Genomic DNA, 22,054 nt, shown 5'->3' with positions numbered 1-22,054 from the left:
CTCCGCCACAGGAGAAAACGCTGTCCTCGCGAGGAGAACGCTGAGAACCCGCGGGTGGTCGAGCTGCGTGCTGGGTCGCCGCTCATCGGCTTCGCCGCTGACAGGAGGGGACGGGACTCGCGTGGGGCGGGTGCTGTCCGCTCGGGTCAGGCGCTGCGGTGCTCGCGGAGGAAGGCGAGCGCGGTGTCGGCGTGCGAGGCCATGTTGAACTCGCTGCGCACCACCTCCAGCACGGTGCGGTCCGGCCCGATCACGAAGGTGTGCCGCTTCACCGGCAGCGGACCGAACCGGCGCTTCACCCCGAACTGCCGCGCCACGACGCCTTCCCGGTCGGACAGCAGCGGGTACTCGAAGGAGTTCGTCCGCGCGAAGGTGGCCTGCTTGGCGACCGGGTCGGTGCTGATGCCGACGGGGTGCGCGCCGAGTTCGGCGAACTCCGCGGACAGGTCGCGGAAGTGGCAGCTCTCCGCCGTGCACCCGGAGGTCATCGCCGCCGGGTAGAAGAACAGGACCACGGTCCCGCCGTCGAGGAGTTCCGAGAGCTTGCGCTCGGTGCCGTGCTGGTCGGGCAGTGCGAAGTCGTCGACGGTGTCGCCTGGACGCATCGGGGGCTCCTTGATCGTGGCCGGCGAAATCACCTTAAGCCCCGGCACGCCGCCGCGGCAGACCTGTCCGTTTGCCGCCTCCGCGCGCCGGGTACGGCACGGCTGAGCGGCGAGGCGCGAACCGGCCCGCCGCGACGATCTGCAGGAGGTGTGCACGATGACCGCGAAACTGAACGGTGCCAAGGTCGCCTTCCTGGTGGCCCCGGACGGCATCGAGCAGGTGGAGCTGACCGAACCGTGGAAGGCCGTCGAGCAGGCGGGCGGCCGGCCGGAGCTGGTGTCCATCCAGCCCGGTTCGGTGCAGGGGCGCGACCACCTGGAGAAGGCCGACACGTTCACCGTGGACAAGGTCGTCACGGAGGTGTCGCCGGACGACTACGACGGCCTGGTGCTGCCGGGTGGCGTGGCGAACCCGGACGCGCTGCGGCAGGTGCCGAACGCGGTGCGCTTCGCCGGCGAGTTCTTCGCGAGGCAGAAGCCGGTCGCCGCGATCTGCCACGCCCCGTGGCTGCTGGCCGAGGCGGACGTGGTGCGCGGCCGCAGGCTCACGTCCTACCCGAGCCTGCGCACGGACCTGCGCAACGCGGGCGCCGAGTGGGTGGACGAGGAAGTCGTCGTGGACTCGGGGCTGGTGACGAGCCGGAACCCGAACGACCTCCCCGCGTTCTGCGCGAAGGTCGTCGAAGAGGTCGCCGAGGGGAAGCACCGCGCCCAGGCGCGCAGCGCGTGATCGGGGTGGCAGAGCGGAGGAGTCGATGAAACTCGCGTTCCTGCAAGACGTCTACGGGTACCAGGGCCCGTTCGCGACGGTGTACCTGGACACCTCGGCGGACGCCGAGGACGCCGCGAAGGCGGTGCAGCTGCGGTGGCGTTCGGCCCGGGAGCAGCTGGCGGACGCGGGGGCGGACGAGGCGACGTTGCGCGCCTTGGACGAGACCGTGGACCGGCACGAGTACCGGATCGGCCGCCGCGGCCAGGTGCTGGTGGCGACCGCGGGCGAGGTGGTGTTCGGCGAGGAGCTGCCGACGCCGCCGGAGGACGCCTCCGACGACGAGAAGGTGCACTTCGGGACGTTGCCGCACCTGCTGCCGTACCTGCGGTTGCGGGCGTCGCGGATCCCGCACGTGGTGGCGCTGGTCGACCACGTCGACGCGGAGCTGACCGTGGTCGCGGCCGGTGCCGAACCGCGCACCCGGCGGGTGCAGGGCGGCGACCACCCGGTGCACAAGTCCCCGCCCGGCGCCGACGAGCTCAACGAGCAGCGCTTCCAGAACCGGGTCGAGGAGCAGTGGCTGCGCAACGCCAAGGAGGCGGCCGAGGAGATCGGCAAGCAGGCCATGCGGATCGGCGCCGAACTGGTCGTGCTCGCCGGTGATCCGCAGCAGCGGACGCTGGTGCACCAGAACCTGCCCGGCGGCGTCCGGGAGCGCACCGTGCAGACCGACGCGGGCCACCTGGACCGGGGCGCCTCCGCGGAAGGGCTCCGCGACGAGGTCGAGGACACGGTGGCGGCCGCCGTGTCGGCGCACGTGGACGAGGCGGTCCGCGAATTCGAGCAGCAGCGCGGCCGCGACGAGCGCGCCGCGGAGGGGTGGAGCGCGGTGCTCGCCGCCCTGCAACGCGGCCAGGTGCGCACGGTGCTGTGGGGTTCCCCGGAGTCGCCGTCCTGGCTGCACGTCGGCCCGGTGCCGAACCAGGTGGCGCTGGACGCGCGGGAACTCACCGACATGGGCGTGTCCAGCCCGGGCAGTGCGCCCGCCAGCGCGGCGGTCGTGTGGTCGGCGGCGGGCACCGATGCGGACCTGGTGCTGGTCGATCCGGACGAGGTGAAGCTGACCGACGGCATCGGCGCGGTGCTGCGCTACACCGACGCGTGAGAGGAGGAGCATGACGACGACGCGGGAAACGGTGAAGAACTCGCTGTCCACGATCGACTTCCCCGCGAGCAAGGAGGACCTGGTCGACTTCGCCCGGAACAACGGCGTGGACCAGGACACGGTGGACGCGCTGCGGGCGCTGCCGCTGGCCGACTACGACAACGTCGGCGAGGTGCTGCGCTCGGTGCCGCTGGACAAGGCCGACGAGGAGGGCCAGTCCGCCGCGGACAAGGCGGCGGAGGACCGGCAGCACGTCCGGCCCGGCCTGGCCGAGCACCAGCGCGAGACCCCGGCCAACCCGATCGCGGAGGAGCTCGGCGAGAACCGCAAGGGCGGCTGAACCCGACAACCACGACGATCGCCGAACGCCCCCGCCCGCAGCGGGGGCGTTCGCGCGCGCCGGGCCGAGTTCTGCGATCGAGCTCGGGACGGCGTTAGCGTGCTGGGGGCACGTCCGACGGCCCGGCCTTCCCGCCGGGCCTCGGAGTCATGGGGTCCCGCATGGATCGTTCCGATCGTCGGTTCCGGCGCGCGCTCGCGCTGCTCGGTTGTTCGCTGCTGCTGGCGGTGCCCACCTCGGGGTGCGGGGAGCCGGGCGGTCGCACCGCGCACGAGGAGTCCGGCCAGTGGTGGGTGTCGCGCTCCGGTTACCCGGATTCACCGGCGCGTGCCCGGCAGGCCCCGAACCCGGCGCTGCGGACCGCGGTGCGGCAGGCCGACGACTACGCGGACCGGCTCTCCGGCAGCACGGTGGCGGTGGCGGTGCTGGACCGCGGGTCCGGCGCGGTCGTCGGCGGGGAGCACGCGGACGACGAGTTCACCACCGCCTCGGTGTCGAAGCTGTTCGTGGCGCTGGACGTGGTGGAGCGCCGCCGCGAGGGGCTGCCGGTGTCGTCCTCGGACGTGGAGCTGATCCGCCGGGCGCTGGCGCTCAGCGACGACGGGGCGATGAACGAGCTCTGGGACCGGTTCGACGGCGCGGGCGCCATCTCGCGGGTGGCGGTGCGCTACGGGCTCACCCGCACACTGCCGCCGGAGGTGCCGGGGCGGTGGGGCGACACCCGGACGTCGGCGCGGGACGTGGCGGCGGTGCTGGCGCGGGTCCCGGCGCTGCCCGCCGCGGAGCGGGCGCTGGTGCTCGGCCCGCTGGACGAGGCGCCGCGGACCGCCGCCGAGGGCTTCGACCAGCAGTACGGGTTGAAGGCCGGGGCGCGGCGGGCGGCGGTGAAGGCGGGCTGGATGTGCTGCGCGGACGGCCGCCGCTCGGTGCACAGCGCGGGGCTGATCGGGCCGGACCGGCGCTACGCGGTGGCGGTGCTGTCCACCCAGCCGTCGTCGAAGAGCTACTCGCAGGCGTCGGAGGTGGTCACCGAGGCCGCGGCGCCGCTGCTCCGGCACCTCGGCTGAGCCCGCCCGACCGGGTCGTTCGCCTCGTGGGACTCGGCGGCGGGTTTCGCTACGCTGGCGTCTCGCTGGACGGCTACGAGGGGACCCGCGGTTGAAACGGCCCACGATCATCGACATCGCGCGCCGGGTCGGCGTGTCGAAGGCGGCGGTGTCCTACGCCCTCAACGGCCGCGCCGGGGTTTCGGCGGCCACCCGGGAACGCATCCTCGACGTCGCCGCGCAGCTCGGCTGGGACGCGGCGGGGCCGGCGCGGACGCCCGCCGCCGACCGCACCGGCACGATCGGCCTGGTGCTGGCCCGGCCGCCGCAGCAGATCCGCGCCGAGCCGTCGGTGGTGCACTGGATGGCCGGGCTGGAGGCGGCGCTGGCCGAGTACGGGCTGAGCCTGCACCTGGCGCTGCCGCCGGACGAGGAGGCCGAGCTCGGCACCTACCGGTCCTGGGCCGCCGAGCGCCGGGTGGACGGCGTGATCGTCACCGACCTGCGCACCGAGGACCCGCGCGTACCGCTGCTGCGGGAGCTGAAGCTGCCCGCGGTCGTGATCGGCGAGCACGAGCGGGTCGCGAACGTGGCGGTGCTGCGCTTCGCCGTCGCCGAGGAGGTCCGCGCCGTGGTGGCGCACCTGGCCGAGCTCGGTCACCGGCGGATCGGTCACGTGCAGGGCGGTGTCGACCTGGAGCACACCGAGCGCCGCAGCGCCCTGCTGCGCGCCGAGGTGCGGGAGCGGCTCGGCACCGACCTGGTGAAGGCGGAGGCGGCGGTCACCGAGGACGGCGGGGTGCGGGCGACCTGGCGACTTCTCGCCGCGGACCCGCCGCCGACGGCGATCGTCTACGACGATGACGTGACGGCGGTGGCCTCGGTCGCGCGCGCCGCCGAGCTCGACGTCCGGGTACCCGCCGACCTGGCGGTGCTGTCCTGGCAGGACTCGATGCTGTGTCGGGTGGTGACCCCGCCGGTGACGGCGCTGTCCCGGGACGTCGAGGACGACGCCGCCGCGGCGGTGCACCTGCTGCTGGAGCTGATCGAGACGGGGGCCGCCGACGACCTGGACGTGCCGCCGCGCGTGCTGATGCCGCGGGCGAGCACGGGCGGGGCGGGCTGAGCGCGCTCCGCGACCTCTCGCGACGAGGAGACGACGGTGCCCCCACGTCCGCGCGGCCCGGTGCTGGGCCTGGTGCTGCTGGTGATGCTGGGCGTGCTCGCCGGGTGCGGGCCGCCGCCGCGGCGGCTCGTGTACTGGGCGGCGAACCAGGGCGCGAGCACCGCGCGGGATCGCGAGCTGCTGCGCACCCGGCTGGCCGCGTTCACCCGCGAGACCGGTGTTCCGGTCGAGGTGGAGGTGGTCCCGTGGAGCGATCTGCTCGACCGCGTCCTGGGCGCGGCGATCTCCGGCACCGGCCCGGACGTGGTGGAGTGGGCAACACCTGGTCGGCGTCGTTGCAGGCGACGGGCGCGTTTGTGGAGTTCGACGCGGAGCTGCTGGACCGGCTGGGCGGCCGGGAGCGGTTCCTGGACGGCAGCATGCGCTCGACGGGACTGCCGGGCCGGCCGCCGGCGTCGGTGCCGCTCTGCTCTACGCGTCGATCGGGCGGGTCACCGGAATCCTGTTGCAGGGCAACCTGTTCGGCTTGGTCGTCACCTGCTTGACGTTCTCGCTGCCGTTCTCGATCTTGCTGCTGGTGGGGTGCTTCGACGCGGTGCCGGTGGAGCTCGACGAGGCGGCGCTGCTCGACGGCACCGGACCGCTGGGGGCGCTGCTGCGGGTGGTGCTGCCCGCGGCGCGGCCGGGGATCGCGGCGGTGGCGATGTACGCGTTCATGACGGCGTGGGGGGGAAGCGTTGTTCGCGTCGATCCTGACGAGCTCGGGCTCGCGGACGCTGGCGGTCGGGCTGCGGGAGTACGCCGCGGAGTCGTCGGTGCACTGGAACGAGGTGATGGCCGCGTCGCTGGTGGTGAGCCTGCCGGTCGCGGCCGGGTTCCTGCTGCTGCAACGCCACCTGGTCCGCGGCGTCACGGCGGGTGCGGTGCGCTGATCCCGCGCTGCGCGGCGTCCCGCAGCGCGCGGGCCACGTCCCAGCAGGCCGCGCAGGTGGGCGCGAGCCACTGCTCGTCGCTCGCCTTCGCGATGGTGAGCGCGACGCCGCACAGCGCGGTCCGCCGCTGCCCCGGGTGCGGGCGTTCCGCGGAGTCCACCGCGTGCCGCACGCCCTCGACGGGCCGCCAGTACGCGACGGGCCAGCGGGAACCGAACACCACTTGCGATCCCACGTCGTCCTCCTTCGTCGTCCTCGGGGGTGCGGCGGCCCCGCCGGGGGTCGGGGAGGCGCGGGGCCGCCGCTGATCCAGAATCTAGACTAGAAATATTTCTGACGGCATCACTCGAACGGGTTCTGATCGATCTGGTAGACCTGGGGCCACGCAGCCGGAGTCAGCGGAGGAACGAGATGGCGCCCGCATCACCACTGGTCGCAGCCTGGGAACTGGGCGTGCGACTCAAGGAAGCCCGCGAACAGGTGGACCTCACCGGCACCGAGGCCGCGGAGTCGATCGGCGTCACGCAGAACTACTTGAGCAACATCGAGCACGGGCGCCGCAAGATCGCCGAGGAGAAGCTGACGACCCTCATCGGGACCTACCTGCTCGACGCCGACGAAGCCGGTGAACTGGTGGAACTGCGCAAGGCTTCGGACGGTCGCGGCTGGTGGGCCCGCTACAGCGGGCTGTTCGCCCCGGAACTCCTCCGCTATTTCGGGTTCGAGCACGGGGCGGAGGAAGTGCGCAGCTACGAGAGCGGTGCGATCTCCGGGCTGTTGCAGACCGAGGACTACGCCCGAGCGATCCACGCCGGTGACCGCGCCAACCTGCGCGGCTCGGAGATCGAGCGACGGGTCGAAGCCCGGCTGCGTCGTCAACGGCGGATGAGCGGAGCGGATCCGCTGCGGGCCACGGTGGTCATGACCGAAGGCTCGTTGCGGCAGCAGGTGGGTGGAGCGGACGTCCTCGCGGAGCAGCTGGAACATCTGCTCGATCTGATCGATCGGTTCGCGGACACCTTGGAAGTCCGGATCATCCCGTTCACCGCCGGTAGCTACGGAGCGATGGGCGGATCCACGTTCCACCTGCTCACCTTCCCCAGCGCGAGGCTCGGCCGACTGGCGTGGCAGGAGACGGTGACCTCGCTCGGCTTGATCGACACCGAGGTCCGGGTGCACCAGTACTGCCTCTCGTTCGCCGAAGCACTGGAACGATCCGTGGATCGGACCGAATCCGAAGCGCTGATCAGGACGGTGCTCCAGTCGCTACGATGAGGATCATGCAGCGGTTCGCGGAATCCTCTTGGCGCAAGGCGAGCTATTCGACGAGTTCCCAAGGCTGCGTCGAGGTGGCGATGACGGCCTCGGTGGTCGGCGTGCGGGACACCAAGGACCGCGCCGGCGGCACCCTCGTCGTGCCCCACGAGCACTGGCGCGCGTTCCTGCGGAGCATCACCACCTCCCCGTGACCCCATCGGGGGATTGAGCGGCGCGCGTGCGGGTAGCCGTGGTGCGGAAGTGCTTTGTCCGCACGAGGAACGGAGACGCGCACGATGTCGGACCCGCTGGACGCCGAGACGCCCTCGGCTGACGAGGTCGGCCCCGATCCCGCAGACCCGCAGGACCCGGCCGAGCTGCAATCCGCGGGCGATCTCGACGAGGACGAACTGGGCGTGGACCCCTTGGAAGAGGGTGTCGAACCGCCCGAGCACTGGTCTCGGGACGTCGTGGACCGGCCCACGCCCCGCGAGCAGCGGGAAGGCGAGACCATCGACGAACGGCTCGCCGAGGAACGCCCCGACCCGGACGACGAGGTGGGCAAACCGCTCGCCGAGACCCGCCTGCACGAGCTCGACGACACCGTCGACGAGCAGGCCGCGGAGGAGGTCGCCGACGGGGTCAGCGGCGAGCAGGTCGCCGAGCAGGCCGAGCGGTCCACCGGCACCGGCACCGTCGTCGAAGGCGAGGAGGTCGAGGACACCGGCCTGTCCGCGGTGACCAACGAAGGTTCCGCGGCCCCCGCCCGCAACGCCTCCCCGGAGGAGAACGCCGAACGGGTGCAGGATGGCCGAGCCTGAGCAGGTCGCCGTCCCGGCCGCGCACGGCAGCGGTGCGCTCGCCGCGGACCTGGTGCTGCCGCAACCGGATTCGCCGCTGGTGGTGTTCGCGCACGGCAGCGGCTCCTCGCGGCACAGCGAGCGCAACCGGTGGGTGGCGGCCCGGTTGCAGGAGGCCGGGCTCGGCACCCTGCTGCTGGACCTGCTCACCGACGACGAGTGCGAACGCGACGCGCACGGTGAGCAGCGGTTCAACATCCCGCTGCTCACCGTGCGCGTCCTCGGCGTGCTCGACTGGTGGCGCGGCCCGCTGAGCCTGTTCGGCGCCAGCACCGGTGCCGCCGCCGCCCTCGGAGCCGCCGCGCGCCGGCCGGACTCGGTGCGCGCCGTGGTGTCCCGCGGCGGGCGGCCCGACCTCACCACCGAACCGCTCGACCAGGTGCGCGCCCCCACCCTGCTGCTGGTCGGCGGCAGCGACCCGGAAGTCCTCGAACTCAACCGGCGCACCGCAGGCCACCTCACCGCCGAGCACGAACTCCAGGTCGTCCCCGGCGCGACCCACCTCTTCGAAGAACCCGGCGCCCTCGCCGAAGTGGCCCGAGCCACCACCACCTGGTTCACCACCCACCCCTGACCCGAGGTGTGCGGCGGGTGGTGGGGGGTAGTCCGGGGTGGTGCCGGAACTGCCTGATGTGGAGGGGTTCCGCCGGGTCGCGGAGCGGGCGGCGGGGCTGGTCGTGCGGGACGTCGAGGTGCGCGACGCGCAGGTGCTGCGCGGGGTGCGGACCGGCGAGTTCCGGGACGCGCTGCGCGGGCAGCGGCTCGGCACGCCGTGGCGGCTCGGCAAGTGGCTCGCGCTCCCGCTGGGGGACGAGTTCCCGCAGGTGCTGCTGCACTTCGGCATGACCGGGCGACTGCTGCGGTGCGAACCCGGGGACGAGGTGCACCGGCACGACCGCGTGCTGCTGGACCTCGACGACGGGCAGCTGCGGTACCGGGACATGCGCAAGCTCACCGGGCTGCACCTCGCCCGCGACCGAGAGGACCTCGACGCGCTGCTCGGCGACCTCGGCCCCGATGCGCTCGCCGCCACCGCCGCCGACTACCGGCGGCAGCTCACCCGGCGCCGGCGCGGGCTCAAATCCGCGCTGATGGACCAGAAAGTGCTGTGCGGGCTGGGAAATCTCACCGTCGACGAGGCGCTGTGGCAGGCGCGGCTGCACCCCGCCCGCGGCACCGGCGACCTCGACCGGGGCGAACTGGACCGGCTCAGCCGCCGCGCGCACGCGGTGCTGCGCGGGTCCGCGAAGGTCGGGCACGTGCCGGACCGCCCCAGCTGGCTCACCGGGCACCGCGACGAACCCGACCCGCACTGCCCGCGCTGCGGCACCGGGCTCGCCCGCACCACCACCGCCGGGCGGACCACCTACCACTGCCCGCACTGCCAGCCCCGAGGGTGAACGCACCGGGGCGCCCCCTCGGACCGGAGCACCGCGCCGGCCCCCGAACCCCGTCAGGCCGGGTCGCCGAACCAGCGGCCGAGGGCCGCGCGCAGGGCGTCCCGATCGTCGCCCGCCCACGCGACGTGGCCGTCCGGGCGCAGCAGCAGCGCGGGCACGTCCAGCTCCTCGCTCACGTCCACGACGTGGTCGACCCGATCCGCCCAGCCGGCCGCGGAGAACTCGCCGGTCTGGTCCAGCAGCAGTCCGCGCCCGCCGTGCAGCAGCCGGTACAACCGGCCCCGCCCCAGCTCGACGTCGCGCAACCGCCCGCCCACCAACGGGTTCCCGCTCGCGGCTGCGCGTTCTCCTCGCCCCGCGGCGGAATCTCCGAAGTCGTAGCGGATGCCGATCGCCGTGACCTTCTCGATCAGGTACCGGTTCACCTCCTCGAACTCGATCAGGTCCGCGAGGACCTTCCGGACGGCTCGCGGGCCCGGCTCCGGCAGCAGCAGCTCCGTCTGTGCGCGGGACAGCTCCAGCACCTCGGCGGCCACCGGGCGCCGCTCCGCCTCGTAGCTGTCCAGCAAGCCTTCCGGAGCTCGCCCGCCCACCGCGGCCGCCAGCTTCCAACCCAGGTTGAACGCGTCCTGCAAACCGGTGTTCATGCCCATCCCGCCCGTCGGCGGATGCACGTGCGCCGCATCGCCCGCCAGCAGCACCCGGCCGTCGCGGTACCGCTCGGCGAGCCGCGTGCCGTCGCCGAAGCGGGACAGCGAACGCGGCGAGTGCGCCCCGAAATCGGTGCCCGCGACCGCGCGCAACCGCTCCCGCAGCTCGGCCATCGTCGGCGGCACCGACCGGTCCGCCGCCACGCCCCCGGACGGCACGATCACCCGGTGCAGGCCCGCGCCGCGCGGGATGGCGCCGAACCGGAACTCGGTCCGGCGCACCCGCGCGATCGTCGTCGCCAGCTCCTCCGGCGCGGCCGTCAGCTCGCACTCGGCCACCAGCGTCTCCACCCGGGACGGCTCCCCGGGGAAGCCGATCCCGAGCAGCTTGCGCACGGTGCTGCGGCCCCCGTCGCACCCCACCAGGTACCGGGCGCGGAGCCGCTCGCCGTCCGCGAGCTCGGCGGTGACGCCGTCCGCGTCCTGCACCAGCCCCACGAGCTGGCGACCGCGCCGGAGCTGCGCGCCCACCCGTTCGGCGTGCTCGGTGAGCAGGCGCTCCGTCACGTCCTGCGGGATGGCCAGCACGTACGGGTGCGCCGTGTCCAGGCCCGCCGGCCACCGGGTGCCGACGCCCGCGAAGAAACCGCCCGCCGTGACCCGCTCGCCGTGCGCGAGGAACGGCTCCAGCATCCCGCGCTGGTCCAGCACCTCCGCGCTGCGCGCGTGCAGGCCCAGGGCCCGAGCCTCCCCCGCCGGCTCCGCGTGCCGCTCCAGCAGCACCGCGCGCACCCCGCGCAGCCGCAGCTCCGCCGCCAGCAACAAGCCCGCCGGACCCCCGCCGACCACGATGACGTCGATCATCGAAACCCCCGTCTTCCCAGTTGAGGGGCACAGTGTGCGGGGGCGCCGGGGTCTTGCCACAAGCCCCGGGGTGCGCTATACGTTGAAGCAGGCGGGGAGGACGACCCGCGTCAGCGGCGCACTCGCGCCACCAGTTCCGCCGGGCCCCGGTGCCGGAAGTTCCCGCGCCACGCCGCGGAATCCGCGGGAGCCGCCGGCGACAACTCCGGCCGCCGCGCCCGCAGCGCTCGCACCGCGCTCGCCGCGATCACCCTCGTCAACGCCGACGCCGGGCACGAGTGGATGCCGTGGCCCAGGCTCAGGTGCGGGTTCGGCGAGCGTTCCGGGCGGAACACCGCCGCGTCCGCGAACACCCGCTCGTCCCGGTTCGCCGAGGCCAGCGACAGCAGCAGCGTGTCCCCGGCGCGCACCGGCACCCCGCCGATCTCCAGGTCCGACAGCGGGTAGCGCGGTGCCGCCAGCAGCTGCGGCGGGTGGAACCGCAGCACCTCCTCCACGCCGGGATCGAGCAGCGCGGGTTCCGCGCCCAGCAGCCGCAGCACCGCCGAGGACACCGCGTGCACCATGATCTCGTACCAGACGAACAGCAGGTAGAACACCATGCTGGTCAGCTCGTCGTCGTCCAGGCGGCCACCGGCGCGGGCCGCCAGCAGCCCCGCCAGCAGCGACTCCGCCGGGGGCGTCGACCCCAGCGCGCCGCCGATGATCCGGCGCATGTCCCGCATCGTGTCCCGCGCCCGCGGCTCCGCGCCGGGGGAGTGGCGCAGCAGCGAATCCGCCCAGCCGGTGAACTCCGCGCGCGCCTGCTCCGGCAGCGGCAGCAGCTCCGCGATCACCCGCACCGGCAGCGGGACCGCGTACTCCGCGACCAGGTCCACCTCGTCCGGCAGCGCCGCCGCCAGCCGCTCGGCGACCTCCCGCACCTGCGGCGCCAGCTCCCGCACCCGCTGCGCGGTGAAGCTCGGCGCGATCTGCCGCCGCAACCGGGTGTGCCGGGGTGGATCGCTGTTGAGCAGGTGCGCGTCCAGCTGCGGCGGCAGGTCGAACCCCGCGTAGTCCCCGCCGTGCGAGCGCGACCGGTCCAGCGCCAGCCGCTGATCGCCCAGCGCCGCCCGCACCTCCGCGTACCGGGTCACCAGCCACGCGCCCGGGCCGTCCGGAGTGGACACCCGGTGCACCGGGCCCGCCGCGCGCAGCTCCGCCAGCGCCGCGAACGGATCGGGCGCGGTGAACGGATCGGTCACGGCGCCGGGCTCCGGTCCTCGTCCAGCTCCGCCAGCACCTCCCGCACCACCGGGTGCGGTTCCTGGAACGCCTTGCCGATCAGGCACGACCAGTGCAACTCCTCCGCCAAGTCGCGGTGCGGGTCCTGCTCCGGGAACCGCCACACCGCCGCCGCCGAACCGTCCATCCCGGACTCCTCGCGGATCATGTCGCTGCCCGACCCGGGGCGCCGCCCGGCCGCGTGCGCGCGCAACCCGGCCGCGATCCGGGCCGCCTCGACCGTCGCCGCCCGCTGCTCCCCGGTGAGGTCCGCGCGGTCCGCGTGCCGCTCGGCCACCGGCACCACCGCCGGGTCCAGGTAGGGCCGCAGCTCGCGCAGCAGGTCGTCGGTGGCGATCAGCCAGCGGTACTCCGCCGACTCCAGCCGCGTGTTGCGCACCAGCTCCGGATCCAGCGGCCGCAGCGCCTTCAGCAGCGGACGCAGGTAGCGGCGCGCCCGCCACCGCCGCAGCAGCCGCGGCACCGACGGCAGCACGTACCCCACCGCCATCACGCTCGCCCCGGCCGTCGCGCTCAACGGCGCCACCACCGTGCTCACCACGTCCAGGTCCGCGCCGAGCCAGGTCGCCGCCACCGCGACCACCTTCAGCACCGAGTAGCCCAGGCCGAACACCACGCCCACCGGCACCAGCGACACGCCCCACCGCAGCCACCGCTCCCGCGCGTGCGGCCGGATCCGCAGGCAGATCAGCGCGCTGCGCACCAGCCCCAGCGAGTACGCGCCCAGGTACACCGCCAGGAACAGCACCACGGCGGGCACGCCCGAGTAGTGCGCGTCGAAGTCCAGCACGTGCGGCTCGTCGTGCACCGGCGCCAGCGCGAACGCCCCCGCCATCACCAGCAGCGCCGCCGCCGTGCCGAGCACCAGCACCCGGCCCGCGGGCTGCGCCTCCTCCCGCGGCCGCGCCAGGTTCACCGAGCACACCTGCAACGAGGCGGTGCATAGCACGATCGAGGAGTACACCGCCAGCGTCGACAGGTTCGGCACCCCCGACGCCGCGCCGACCGCCAGGTACACCCCGGGGATCGCGAAGTTGAACCCGCACGCCACGAACAGCAGCGCCAGCGTGATCGCACCCAGCCGCGGATCCCGCGGATCGCGCAGGAAATCGCGCAGCTTCCACGCGAACGCGCTCAACTGCAGCAGCAGCGCCAGCGGGTAGAGGACGGCGAACACCCGATCACCCGAGGGTCGACTGGAAGCGGCGCAGGATCTCCCGCGCCTCGTCGGGAACCTGCTGCGCCTGCGGCGATTCCCACGAGCTGATCCGGCGCATCGCCACCGACGCCATCATCTCCGCCGCGGCCTCCTCCTGCGCCGAGCAGCCGGTGCGGGTCAGCACCCGGTCCAGCACCTCCGGCGGCAGCTCGCCGAACAGGGAGCGCAGCGCCGGCGCCGGATCCGACAGCGGGCGGCCCACGTGGCCCCACAGCAGGTGCATCAGCTCATGCAACCAAATGTGCCAGCGGTGCCAGCGGGTGGTGCGCGCGTCCGCGATGATGATCACGCAGCCCTCCGGCAGCAGTGCCAGCCCGCTCGGTGCGCGCGGTGGCAGCTCCACGGCCGCGAAGTAGATGTCCCGGCCCAGGTGCTCCCGCGCCCGTTCCAGCAGCTGCTGGGCGGTGAACCGGCGCGGCAGGCCGAGCGCGTCCAGCCGCTTCCCGCTGCGCCGCCGCAGCAACCAGCGCGAACTCCGGTCCGGGCCCCCGTCCCACACCAGCAGCCTCACCGCTGCTCCGGCTGCTGGTCCGCGGCGCGCAGCGCCTTGAAACCGTGCAGCACCCCGAGGATCGCGTCCGCCACGTGCTGCCGGTCCTGCTCCGGGAACTGGTCGGTGAGCTGGCGCAGCGCGACCTCCTCGACGCCGTGGCTGCGCAGCTGCCCGGCCAGCCGCCACTGCGCCAGCAGCTCCGGTGCGATCGCCGGGTCGAAGAAGTCCAGGCCCACGCCGAAGAACTCGGCGAACGCGACCACCTCGGTGAGCCGCGGGACCGCGCGGCCGGTGCGCAGGTGCCACATGTGCGTGCCGGACATCCGCACGCCGCGCGCGGTCAGCAACCCCGCCATCCGCTCGCTGCCGTAGGGCTTCCCGGTCTCCGGGTCGGGCTGCGCCGCCAGCAGTTCGGTCAGCCGCTCGGCGAACACGTGCACGCTGATGGAGCTCCCCGAGACCTGGTCCTCGGGGAGGTCGGTGGCGCCGGTGCCGGCGGAGTCGGATGGGTGGGGCACGTCTCGACTGTAAGGGGTCGCGATCTCCGCGACACCGCCGATGTCATGACGATCTCGTCCACACCGGTGGTCGATGGGAGTGGATCTGTCCACCGCTGTTGATATACGATGACGGAACCCTGGGGGTCGGGGTGCGAGTCGGGGGGCTTTCGGGGAGTGGGGGGCTTCGGGGAGTGGAGGAGTCGGGCCGGGAACTGCGGCCCGACTTCTTCGAGCCGGTCCCGCGTCGGCGAGCCACGCGCCTCCCGGCGGGACCCGCGTCGAGCACGACCGGTCCGCCGATCGCTCCCGCCGTGTCCTACAGCACCTTGTACCCGTAGGTAACCGCCCGCTTTGGCATCATCGCCGCGTCGGTCGAGCGCGACCCGACGACGAAGTCGGACGGAAGGATCGGTGTGGTGACGGGAATCGAACGCGTAGGCGTGGTGGGCTCCGGGCTCATGGGGGCGGGCATCGCCGAGGTCAGCGCCCGCAGCGGGCTGGACGTCGTCGTCTCGGAGGTCAGCGAGCAGGCCGCCGAAGCGGGCCGGGCCCGCATCACCAAGTCCCTGGACCGCGCCGTCGGCCGCGGCAAGCTCGCCGAAGCCGACCGGGACGCCGCACTCGGGCGCCTCCGGTTCACCACCGAGCTCGCCGAGCTCGCCGACCGCCAGCTGGTCATCGAGGCCATCGCGGAGAACGAGCAGCTCAAGACCGGGGTGTTCGCCGAACTCGACCGGGTGCTCACCGACCCGGACGCGATCCTCGCCTCCAACACCTCCTCCATCCCGATCGCCAAGCTCGCCGCCGCCACCTCGCGGCCCGCGCAGGTCATCGGGGTGCACTTCTTCAACCCGGTGCCGGTGCTCAAGCTCGTCGAGCTGGTGCCCTCCCTGGTGACCTCCGAGGAGACCGTGCGCCGCGCCGCCGAGTTCGCCACCGACGGGCTCGGCAAGCAGACCATCCGCGCCCAGGACCGCTCCGGGTTCGTGGTGAACGCGCTGCTGGTGCCCTACCTGCTCTCCGCGGTCCGGATGTTCGAGAGCGGCGTGGCCGCGGCCGAGGACATCGACAACGGCATGGTGCTGGGCTGCGCCCACCCGATGGGGCCGCTGGCGCTGGCCGACCTGGTCGGCCTCGACACGCTCAAGGCGATCGCCGACTCGATGTACGGCGAGTACAAGGAGCAGCTGTACGCCGCGCCGCCGCTGCTGCAGCGGATGGTGGACGCGGGCCACTACGGCAAGAAGTCCGGCCGCGGGTTTTACGAGTACTCGTCCTGAGCGGTCGCCGCTGCCCAGGGGGTGGGGTGGCGGAACCTCAGCGGGATTCTCACTGCGGGATCTTTTTCACCGGTGGCTCCGCCACAGGAGGAAAAGCCGTCCTCGCGAGAATCCCGCTGAGAACCCGCGGGTGGTGCCGTTGCGTGCGTGGTCGCTGCTCAGCGCTTCGCGCTGACAAGGCAGAGCCGGGTTTCGGGCTCTCGCCGGTCAGTCGATGGTGTTGCGGAGTGCTGCGACGGCGTGGTCGCGGTGGGCGTCGAGCAGGGCCACCAGGCGTTCGGCGTCGCCCGCGGTGGCCGCGCGCACGATCGCTTCGTGCTCGGCGCGGACCCGCTCCCGGTTCGCGCCTTCGTTGTAGTAGACCGCCCGGTAGGCGTCCGTCGCGTCCCACAGCGTGCGCACGATCCGCAGCAGCCGCGGCAGCCCGCACGGTTCCAGCAGCGCGAAGTGGAACCGCCGGTTCGCCGTGATCATGCCGACCAGGTCGCCCGCCTCGGCCGCGCGTTCCACGTCCCGCGCCGCCTCCTCGATCCGCTGCAGGTCCGCCTCCGCGAAGCGGCCGGCCGCGACCCCCGCGGCCTCCGATTCCAGCAGCGCGCGCAGCCGGTACACCTCCAGCAGGTCGTCCAGCGACAGCTCGGCGACCGCGTAGCCCCGGTGCGGCCGGTAGACCACCTGGCCTTCCGCCTCCAACGTCTTCAACGCCTCCCGCAGCGGGACGCGGCTGACGCCCAGCTCGTGGGCGATCGAGTCCTGCCGGATCGGTCTGCCCGGGGCCAGCGAGCCGGTGGTGATGGCCCGGCGCAGCGCGTCCAGCACGAACGCCTGCGTGGTCGGTGGCCGGTCGTTCCCGCCCAGGTCGTGCCAGCGCAGGTCGGGCGGCGTCGGCGGTCGCGGGTTCGGGTCTGCTGGCATCGGCTCCCGCCGGTCGCTCGTGCGCGGATGGTCCCCTGGCGCCGGGCACGCGATCACTCGTTCGAGAGGCGCGAACCGTGTTGACCCGGCATCCGATCACTGTATATTGGATCCAATCCGGGAAGAGCGCAAGGCGGCTCGCCGCGCGTCCCAGGTGCCGGACTCCGGTGTTCCGCGCGGACCGCGGGACGGGCCCGGCCGGGGCCGTCGTGCGGAGATTTCCGGATCGCTGCGCGGATTTCCCCGGTCCGAACGGGCCTGGAACCGGAAGGGTGGGTCGGTGATGGGGCGGGCACTGCCGCTGGACGGCATCGTGGTGGCGGACTTCAGCCGGGTGCTGGCCGGTCCGTACGCGACGATGTCGCTGGCCGACCTCGGCGCCACCGTGATCAAGGTGGAACGGCCCGGCACCGGCGACGACACCCGCGGCTGGGGTCCACCGTGGACAGACCGCGGCTCCGCCTACTTCGAATCGGTCAACCGCAGCAAGCGCAGCGTGGTGCTCGACTTCGACGACGAGCAGGACCGGGACGCGGCCCGGGAGCTCGTGCGGCGCGCCGACGTGCTGGTGGAGAACTTCCGGCCCGGCGTGCTGGCGCGCTGCGGGCTCGACCCCGACGGCGCGCGCGAGCTCAACCCCGCGCTGATCTACGCCTCCGTCTCCGGCTTCGGCAGCGGGCCCGGCGCCGACCTGCCCGGCTACGACTTCGTGGTGCAGGCCGTCGGCGGGCTGATGAGCATCACCGGCGCACCGGACGGGCCGCCGACCAAGGTCGGGGTCGCCGTCGTCGACGTGCTCACCGGCAAGGACCTCGCGCTCGGCATCCTCGCCGCGCTGCGGCAGCGGGACGCCACCGGGCTGGGGCAGCACGTCGAGGTCAACCTGCTCTCCAGCCTGCTCGCCGCCCTGGTCAACCAGATGAGCGGCCTGCTCACCACCGGCATCGCGCCCGAGCGGATGGGCAACCGGCACCCCAGCATCGCCCCCTACGAGACGCTGCGCTGCGAGGACGGGCTGCTCGCCGTGGCCGTCGGCAACGACGCGCAGTTCCGCCGGTTCACCGAGGCGCTCGGCCTGATCGGGATGGCCGACGACCCGAGGTTCGCCGCGAACGCCGAACGCGTCGCGAACCGGGCGGAACTGGTGCGGCGCCTGGAGAACGTGCTCGGCGCCCGGCGGGCCGGCGACTGGCAGGACCGGCTGCACCGGGCCGGCATCGCCTGCGGCCAGGTCAACGACCTCTCGCACGCGGTGCACTACGCCGAATCGCTCGGCCTGCGGCCGGTGGTCGACCCCGGCGACGGGGGCGTGGCCCAGGCCCGGATGCCGATCGAGTTCTCCGACCTCGACGTCGCCGACCCGCTCGCCCCGCCGCAGCTCGGCGAGCACACCGACGAGGTGCGCGGTTGGCTCGCCGCGGACCCGAGCCCGCTGCCACCGCTGTCCGACGACCCAGCCCGAGGAGGCCACCGATGAGCGCCAAACCCGACTTCGATCCCCGCGATCCGCTGGGCATCGACGCCGAGCTGACCACCGAGCAGCTCGCGCTGCGCGACAGCGTGCGAGCCCTGTGCCGGGACCTGGTGCGGCCGCACGTCGCGGACTGGTTCGAACGCGGCGAGTTCCCGCAGGCGCGCGAACTCGCCCGCGAGCTGGGCAAGCTCGGCGTGCTCGGCATGCACCTGGAGGGCTACGGGTGCGCGGGTGCCTCCGCCGTCGACTACGGCGTGGCGTGCGAGGAGCTGGAGGCCGCGGACTCCGGGCTGCGCTCGCTGGTGTCGGTGCAGGGCTCGCTCGCGATGTACGGCGTCTGGCGCTGGGGCTCCGAGGAGCACAAGCAGCAGTGGCTGCCGAAGATGGCCGCGGGCGAGGCCATCGGCTGCTTCGGGCTCACCGAACCCGACCACGGTTCGGACCCGGCGTCGATGACCACCCGAGCCCGGCGGGACGGTTCGGACTGGGTCCTCGACGGCCGCAAGATGTGGATCACCAACGGCAGCATCGCCGACGTCGCCGTGGTGTGGGCGCAGACCGAGGAGGGCGTGCGCGGCTTCGTCGTCCCCACCGATACCCCGGGATTCGCCGCACCGGAGCTGAAGAAGAAGCTGTCGCTGCGCGCCTCGGTGACCAGCGAGCTGGTGCTCGACGAGGTGCGCCTGCCGGATTCCGCGGCACTGCCCGGGGCCGTGGGCCTGCGCGGGCCGTTGAGCTGCCTGAACGAAGCCCGCTACGGCATCGTCTGGGGCGCCACCGGCGCGGCTCGCGACTGCCTGGAGACCGCGCTGGACTACGCGCGCGGCCGGGAGCAGTTCGGCAAGCCCATCGCCGGGTTCCAGCTCACCCAGCAGAAGCTCGCCGACATGGCGGTGCGGGTGCAGAACGCGCGGCTGCTCGCGCTGCACCTCGGCAAGCGCAAGGACGCCGGAACCCTGCTGCCGCAGCAGGTCAGCTTCGGCAAGCTCGACAACGTGCGCGGCGCGCTGGAGGTCGCCCGTTCCGCGCGCACCGTGCTCGGTGCCAACGGGATCTCCCTGGAGTACCCGGTGATCCGGCACATGACGAACCTGGAATCGGTGCTCACCTACGAGGGAACCGGCGAGATGCACGCCCTGACCATCGGCCAAGCCCTCACCGGGAGCAACGCGTTCCGGTAGTGCCGTCCCGGCCGGTCGTGACGGGTGATCAGGACCGGCCGGGGCTCAGCCAGGCCGGCTCACCAGATGGTGAAGCCGCCGTCGGCGACGACGTTGCTGCCGGTGACGAAGCTGCTGGCCTCGGACGCGAGGAACACCGCGACCGGGCCCAGCTCCTCCGGACGACCGGCGCGGCCCATCGGGGTCTGCTCCATCCAGCCGTTGAACCACTCCGGCTGGGTGTTCTGCACGCCCAGCAGCAGATCGGTCCCGGTGTAGCCCGGCGAGATCGAGTTGACCCGGACGCCGCGGCGAGCCCATTCACCGGCGAGCGACTTGGTCAGCATGATGACGCCGGCCTTGGACGCGTTGTACGAGACCTGCGGCTGCGGGTGGTTCGAGATCATGCCCGACATCGAGGCGATGTTGATGATCGAGCCGGCCCCCTGGGCGAGCATCTGCTTGCCGACCTCGCGGGAGCAGTAGAACACCCCGTCCAGGTTCAACCCGACGACGCGACGCCAGGACTCGTCGCTCATCTCCTCGGCGGGCTCGTTGCGCACCATGCCCGCGTTGTGCACGGACACGTCGATGCGACCGTGGTCGGCCACGATCCGGGCCACCCCGTCGGCCACCGCGGCCGAGTCCGTCACGTCGAGCGGGAGGAAATCGCCCTCGACCTGCTCGGCGGCCGCCTTGCCGGTCTCCGGGTTGATCTCGCCGATCACCACGTGGGCTCCCGCCGACCGCAGCGCCTTCGCGATCTCCAGACCGATTCCCTGCCCGGCACCGGTCACCAGCGCCACTTTGTCCTGGAGGGAGAAAACCTCGGTACCCAACTTGTCACCTTCCCGAAAAACCGACCTGACGGGTGCAGCCTTGCACACGTTCGCGCCCGGTCGGCGAACCCCGCCGCAGATATCAAACAAGGGCCGAGTTCGTGAGAAATTGCGACGTGCGCGCCGCCGGGAGGACCGCGGAACGGACGTTCGCACTGATCATCGGCCCGGCGCCATCCCGGACCCGAGAATTCCCCCGCACCACCCGGAAATCGCGGAAGATCGGAGCAATGCGAGCGGAACACCGGAGCAGCGGTGCCGCGCGGCAGCAGTGGAGGGGGCAGCCCGTCAGGTCAACGGCGGCGGGAGCACGGTGTGCGTCCAGTCGCTCGCCTGCTCGTAGGCGTGACCGAGCTGCAGCAGCGGCCACTCGCCGTGCCCGGGACCGATCAGCTGCACCCCGGTCGGCAGTCCCGCGTCGTTGAACCCGGCGGGCAGGTTCAGCACCGGATGCCCGGACAAGGTCCACGGCGCCGACACCTCCATCCACCGGTGGTAGGTGTCCATCGCGGTGCCGTCGATCTCCGCGGGCCAGCGCAGGTCCGCGTCGAACGGGAACACCTGGGTGCTGGGCGCGAGCAGGAAGTCGAAGCGGTCGAACAGGTCCGACACGGACTCGCGCCACGCGTCCCGGCCGGCGCGCGCCGCCGCGATGTCGCGCACCCCCAGCTCCAGGTAGCCGTCCACCTCGTACTGCGCCTCGGGTTTCATCCGGGCGCGGGCGGTGGGGGAGCGGTGCACCTCGTGCAGCGACTCGCCGAGCATCCACCGCCGCCACAGCAGGAACGTCTCCCACGCCTGCTCGACGGGCAGCCGCGGCGCCGGTTCCACCACGCAGCCCAGCCGCTCGAACAGCCGTGCCGCGTCCGCGCACAGCTCCAGCACGCCCGGCTCCGTCGGCAGGTAGCCGTCGAAGTCGCCCATCCAGCCGATGCGCAGGCCCGCGACGTCGCGGCGCGGCGATCCGGTGAACAGCGCCGGGTCCTGCGGCAGGCTCAACGGCGCCCGCTCGTCCGGACCGGCCATCGTGGACAGCAGCATCGCCAGGTCCCGGATGGTGCGCGCCATCGGCCCCACCACGGACGGTTCGCCGAGGAACCCGGGCGTGGGCACCCGGCCGAACCCGGGCCGCAGCGACAGCACGTTGCAGAACGCGGCGGGCGTCCGCAGCGAACCCATGAAGTCGCTGCCGTCGGCGACCGGCAGCATCCGCATCGCCAGCGCCGCCGCGGCGCCGCCGCTGCTGCCCCCGGCGGTGCGGGACAGGTCGTACGGGTTGGTGGTGGTGCCGAACAGCGAGTTGAAGGTGTGCGAGCCGAGCCCGAACTCGGGGACGTTCGTCTTGCCCACGACGATCGCGCCGGCCTCCTTCATCCGGCGCACGAACAGCGCGTCCGCCGTGGCGGGTTCCTGCCGCTGGAAGCCCTGCGTGGTGGGGAAACCGGCCGCGTCGCTGAGGTCCTTCACCGCGATCGGGAACCCGTGCATCCACCCGGCGCACTCGCCGCGGTCCAGCTCGGCGTCCCGGGCGCGGGCCTGCGCGAGCACGTCCTCCTCGTCGGCGCGGGAGACGATGGCGTTGACCAGCGGGTTGAACCGGTCGATCTGGGTGAGGAACGCTTCGGCGACCTGCACGCAGCTCAGCTCGCGCTGCCGGATCGACCAGGACAGCTCGACCGCGTCGAGCCGCACGGGCTCGGGCACGTTCGCCGACGGGATCCCGCTCAACTCGGCGCCCACCCGGCCCGCCTCCAGTCCGCGTCCACACGTGGCCGTCGATGGCCACCTGATCGACCGTGGCGGGTGGCGGGCGCGACGTCAAGACGGCGGACGAGCGCATTCGCGTGGCGCTCCGGAGGGATGCGTCACGTTAGCGTTGCTAAACGGTTCCGCGGTTCACACGCTGGTGGCGGGCTTGCCCGCCGGTGGCGGC

Annotated in this window: 24 protein-coding genes and 1 pseudogene; 15 read left to right on the top strand and 10 right to left on the bottom strand. The window is 73.2% G+C overall.

What is annotated here, in order from left to right; genetic code table 11:
* Window positions 1-146 precede the first annotated feature (146 nt).
* Complete coding sequence (locus H1226_RS19895; RefSeq protein ID WP_224977552.1) at window positions 147-605, bottom strand: peroxiredoxin; 459 nt, start codon at window positions 603-605, stop codon at window positions 147-149.
* Window positions 606-762: 157 nt separating this feature from the next.
* On the opposite strand from H1226_RS19895, the gene H1226_RS19890 reads away from it, so the two are divergent.
* From H1226_RS19890 to H1226_RS19860, 7 genes and pseudogenes are all read left to right on the top strand, one after another.
* A complete protein-coding gene (locus H1226_RS19890) occupies window positions 763-1,335 on the top strand; it encodes a type 1 glutamine amidotransferase domain-containing protein (protein ID WP_258342046.1) in 573 nt (190 codons plus the stop codon).
* A gap of 25 nt (window positions 1,336-1,360) precedes the next feature.
* Window positions 1,361-2,482: a baeRF2 domain-containing protein gene (locus tag H1226_RS19885; RefSeq protein ID WP_224955455.1), complete on the top strand. Its 1,122-nt coding sequence runs from the start codon at window positions 1,361-1,363 to the stop codon at window positions 2,480-2,482.
* A 10-nt stretch (window positions 2,483-2,492) separates the two neighbouring features.
* A complete protein-coding gene (locus H1226_RS19880; protein WP_258342045.1) occupies window positions 2,493-2,822 on the top strand; it encodes a DUF2795 domain-containing protein in 330 nt (109 codons plus the stop codon).
* 161 nt (window positions 2,823-2,983) lie between these two features.
* Window positions 2,984-3,889: a class A beta-lactamase-related serine hydrolase gene (locus H1226_RS19875; protein ID WP_258342044.1), complete on the top strand. Its 906-nt coding sequence runs from the start codon at window positions 2,984-2,986 to the stop codon at window positions 3,887-3,889.
* A 91-nt stretch (window positions 3,890-3,980) separates the two neighbouring features.
* The gene (locus H1226_RS19870) at window positions 3,981-4,994 is read left to right on the top strand and encodes a LacI family DNA-binding transcriptional regulator (protein WP_258342043.1); all 1,014 of its coding nucleotides are present in this window, start codon (window positions 3,981-3,983) and stop codon (window positions 4,992-4,994) included.
* A gap of 217 nt (window positions 4,995-5,211) precedes the next feature.
* Window positions 5,212-5,676: pseudogene (locus H1226_RS19865) on the top strand (ABC transporter permease subunit); the annotation flags it as partial.
* 55 nt (window positions 5,677-5,731) lie between these two features.
* Window positions 5,732-5,926: an ABC transporter permease family protein gene (locus H1226_RS19860; RefSeq protein ID WP_258342042.1), complete on the top strand. Its 195-nt coding sequence runs from the start codon at window positions 5,732-5,734 to the stop codon at window positions 5,924-5,926.
* Here the strand turns inward: H1226_RS19860 and H1226_RS19855 are convergent.
* Complete coding sequence (locus H1226_RS19855; protein WP_258342041.1) at window positions 5,904-6,161, bottom strand: zinc finger protein; 258 nt, start codon at window positions 6,159-6,161, stop codon at window positions 5,904-5,906. The two genes, H1226_RS19860 and H1226_RS19855, sit on opposite strands and share 23 nt — an antisense overlap.
* A 218-nt stretch (window positions 6,162-6,379) precedes the next feature.
* Between H1226_RS19855 and H1226_RS19850 the strand changes: the two genes are divergently transcribed.
* From H1226_RS19850 to H1226_RS19830, 5 genes are all read left to right on the top strand, one after another.
* Window positions 6,380-7,201, top strand: coding sequence for a helix-turn-helix domain-containing protein (locus H1226_RS19850; protein ID WP_258342040.1), 822 nt, complete (start codon window positions 6,380-6,382; stop codon window positions 7,199-7,201).
* A 5-nt stretch (window positions 7,202-7,206) separates the two neighbouring features.
* Entirely contained in the window at window positions 7,207-7,395 is a 189-nt protein-coding gene (locus H1226_RS19845; protein ID WP_258342039.1) for a DUF397 domain-containing protein, read from the top strand.
* An 84-nt stretch (window positions 7,396-7,479) separates the two neighbouring features.
* On the top strand, window positions 7,480-8,004 hold the full coding sequence (locus tag H1226_RS19840; protein WP_258342038.1) for a hypothetical protein: 525 nt from the start codon (window positions 7,480-7,482) through the stop codon (window positions 8,002-8,004).
* Window positions 7,991-8,617: a dienelactone hydrolase family protein gene (locus H1226_RS19835; RefSeq protein WP_258342037.1), complete on the top strand. Its 627-nt coding sequence runs from the start codon at window positions 7,991-7,993 to the stop codon at window positions 8,615-8,617. The genes H1226_RS19840 and H1226_RS19835 overlap by 14 nt, the downstream gene beginning before the upstream one ends.
* A 40-nt stretch (window positions 8,618-8,657) precedes the next feature.
* Window positions 8,658-9,443 (top strand): DNA-formamidopyrimidine glycosylase family protein, encoded by a 786-nt coding sequence (locus tag H1226_RS19830; RefSeq protein ID WP_258342036.1) that lies wholly within the window; start codon window positions 8,658-8,660, stop codon window positions 9,441-9,443.
* Window positions 9,444-9,496: 53 nt separating this feature from the next.
* Here the strand turns inward: H1226_RS19830 and H1226_RS19825 are convergent, their stop codons facing one another.
* The 5 genes from H1226_RS19825 to H1226_RS19800 all read right to left on the bottom strand — a co-directional run bounded on the left by H1226_RS19825 (window position 9,497) and on the right by H1226_RS19800 (window position 14,471).
* Window positions 9,497-10,957, bottom strand: a complete 1,461-nt coding sequence (locus tag H1226_RS19825; protein WP_258342035.1) for an FAD-dependent monooxygenase — start codon at window positions 10,955-10,957, stop codon at window positions 9,497-9,499.
* Between the two features lie 110 nt (window positions 10,958-11,067).
* On the bottom strand, window positions 11,068-12,201 hold the full coding sequence (locus tag H1226_RS28195) for a cytochrome P450 (RefSeq protein WP_309148746.1): 1,134 nt from the start codon (window positions 12,199-12,201) through the stop codon (window positions 11,068-11,070).
* Complete coding sequence (locus H1226_RS19810; RefSeq protein ID WP_258342034.1) at window positions 12,198-13,418, bottom strand: MAB_1171c family putative transporter; 1,221 nt, start codon at window positions 13,416-13,418, stop codon at window positions 12,198-12,200. The genes H1226_RS28195 and H1226_RS19810 overlap by 4 nt, the downstream gene beginning before the upstream one ends.
* Before the next feature lie 4 nt (window positions 13,419-13,422).
* On the bottom strand, window positions 13,423-13,971 hold the full coding sequence (locus H1226_RS19805; protein ID WP_224961677.1) for a hypothetical protein: 549 nt from the start codon (window positions 13,969-13,971) through the stop codon (window positions 13,423-13,425).
* Window positions 13,968-14,471, bottom strand: coding sequence for a hypothetical protein (locus tag H1226_RS19800; protein ID WP_258342033.1), 504 nt, complete (start codon window positions 14,469-14,471; stop codon window positions 13,968-13,970). Before H1226_RS19800 ends, H1226_RS19805 begins: the two co-directional genes overlap by 4 nt.
* A gap of 398 nt (window positions 14,472-14,869) precedes the next feature.
* Between H1226_RS19800 and H1226_RS19795 the strand changes: the two genes are divergently transcribed.
* The gene (locus tag H1226_RS19795; protein WP_309148745.1) at window positions 14,870-15,733 is read left to right on the top strand and encodes a 3-hydroxybutyryl-CoA dehydrogenase; all 864 of its coding nucleotides are present in this window, start codon (window positions 14,870-14,872) and stop codon (window positions 15,731-15,733) included.
* Between the two features lie 207 nt (window positions 15,734-15,940).
* Here H1226_RS19795 and H1226_RS19790 read toward each other — a convergent pair whose 3' ends face one another.
* Window positions 15,941-16,648 carry a GntR family transcriptional regulator gene (locus H1226_RS19790; protein ID WP_258342031.1) on the bottom strand — a complete coding sequence of 236 codons (708 nt, stop codon included), beginning with the start codon at window positions 16,646-16,648 and terminating at the stop codon, window positions 15,941-15,943.
* 283 nt (window positions 16,649-16,931) lie between these two features.
* On the opposite strand from H1226_RS19790, the gene H1226_RS19785 reads away from it, so the two are divergent.
* Entirely contained in the window at window positions 16,932-18,125 is a 1,194-nt protein-coding gene (locus H1226_RS19785) for a CaiB/BaiF CoA transferase family protein (RefSeq protein ID WP_258342030.1), read from the top strand.
* On the top strand, window positions 18,122-19,303 hold the full coding sequence (locus H1226_RS19780; protein WP_258342029.1) for an acyl-CoA dehydrogenase family protein: 1,182 nt from the start codon (window positions 18,122-18,124) through the stop codon (window positions 19,301-19,303). The genes H1226_RS19785 and H1226_RS19780 overlap by 4 nt, the downstream gene beginning before the upstream one ends.
* A 59-nt stretch (window positions 19,304-19,362) precedes the next feature.
* On the opposite strand, the gene H1226_RS19775 is transcribed toward H1226_RS19780, so the two are convergent.
* Window positions 19,363-20,121, bottom strand: coding sequence for an SDR family NAD(P)-dependent oxidoreductase (locus H1226_RS19775; protein ID WP_224961666.1), 759 nt, complete (start codon window positions 20,119-20,121; stop codon window positions 19,363-19,365).
* Between the two features lie 288 nt (window positions 20,122-20,409).
* Complete coding sequence (locus H1226_RS19770; RefSeq protein ID WP_258342028.1) at window positions 20,410-21,861, bottom strand: amidase; 1,452 nt, start codon at window positions 21,859-21,861, stop codon at window positions 20,410-20,412.
* Window positions 21,862-22,054: the final 193 nt, after the last annotated feature.

The organism is Saccharopolyspora gregorii, assembly GCF_024734405.1.
Classification (GTDB): Bacteria; Actinomycetota; Actinomycetes; order Mycobacteriales; family Pseudonocardiaceae; genus Saccharopolyspora_C; species Saccharopolyspora_C gregorii.
Note: the sequence above shows the minus strand (reverse complement) of the source record. Positions and strands in the feature narration are given on the sequence as shown.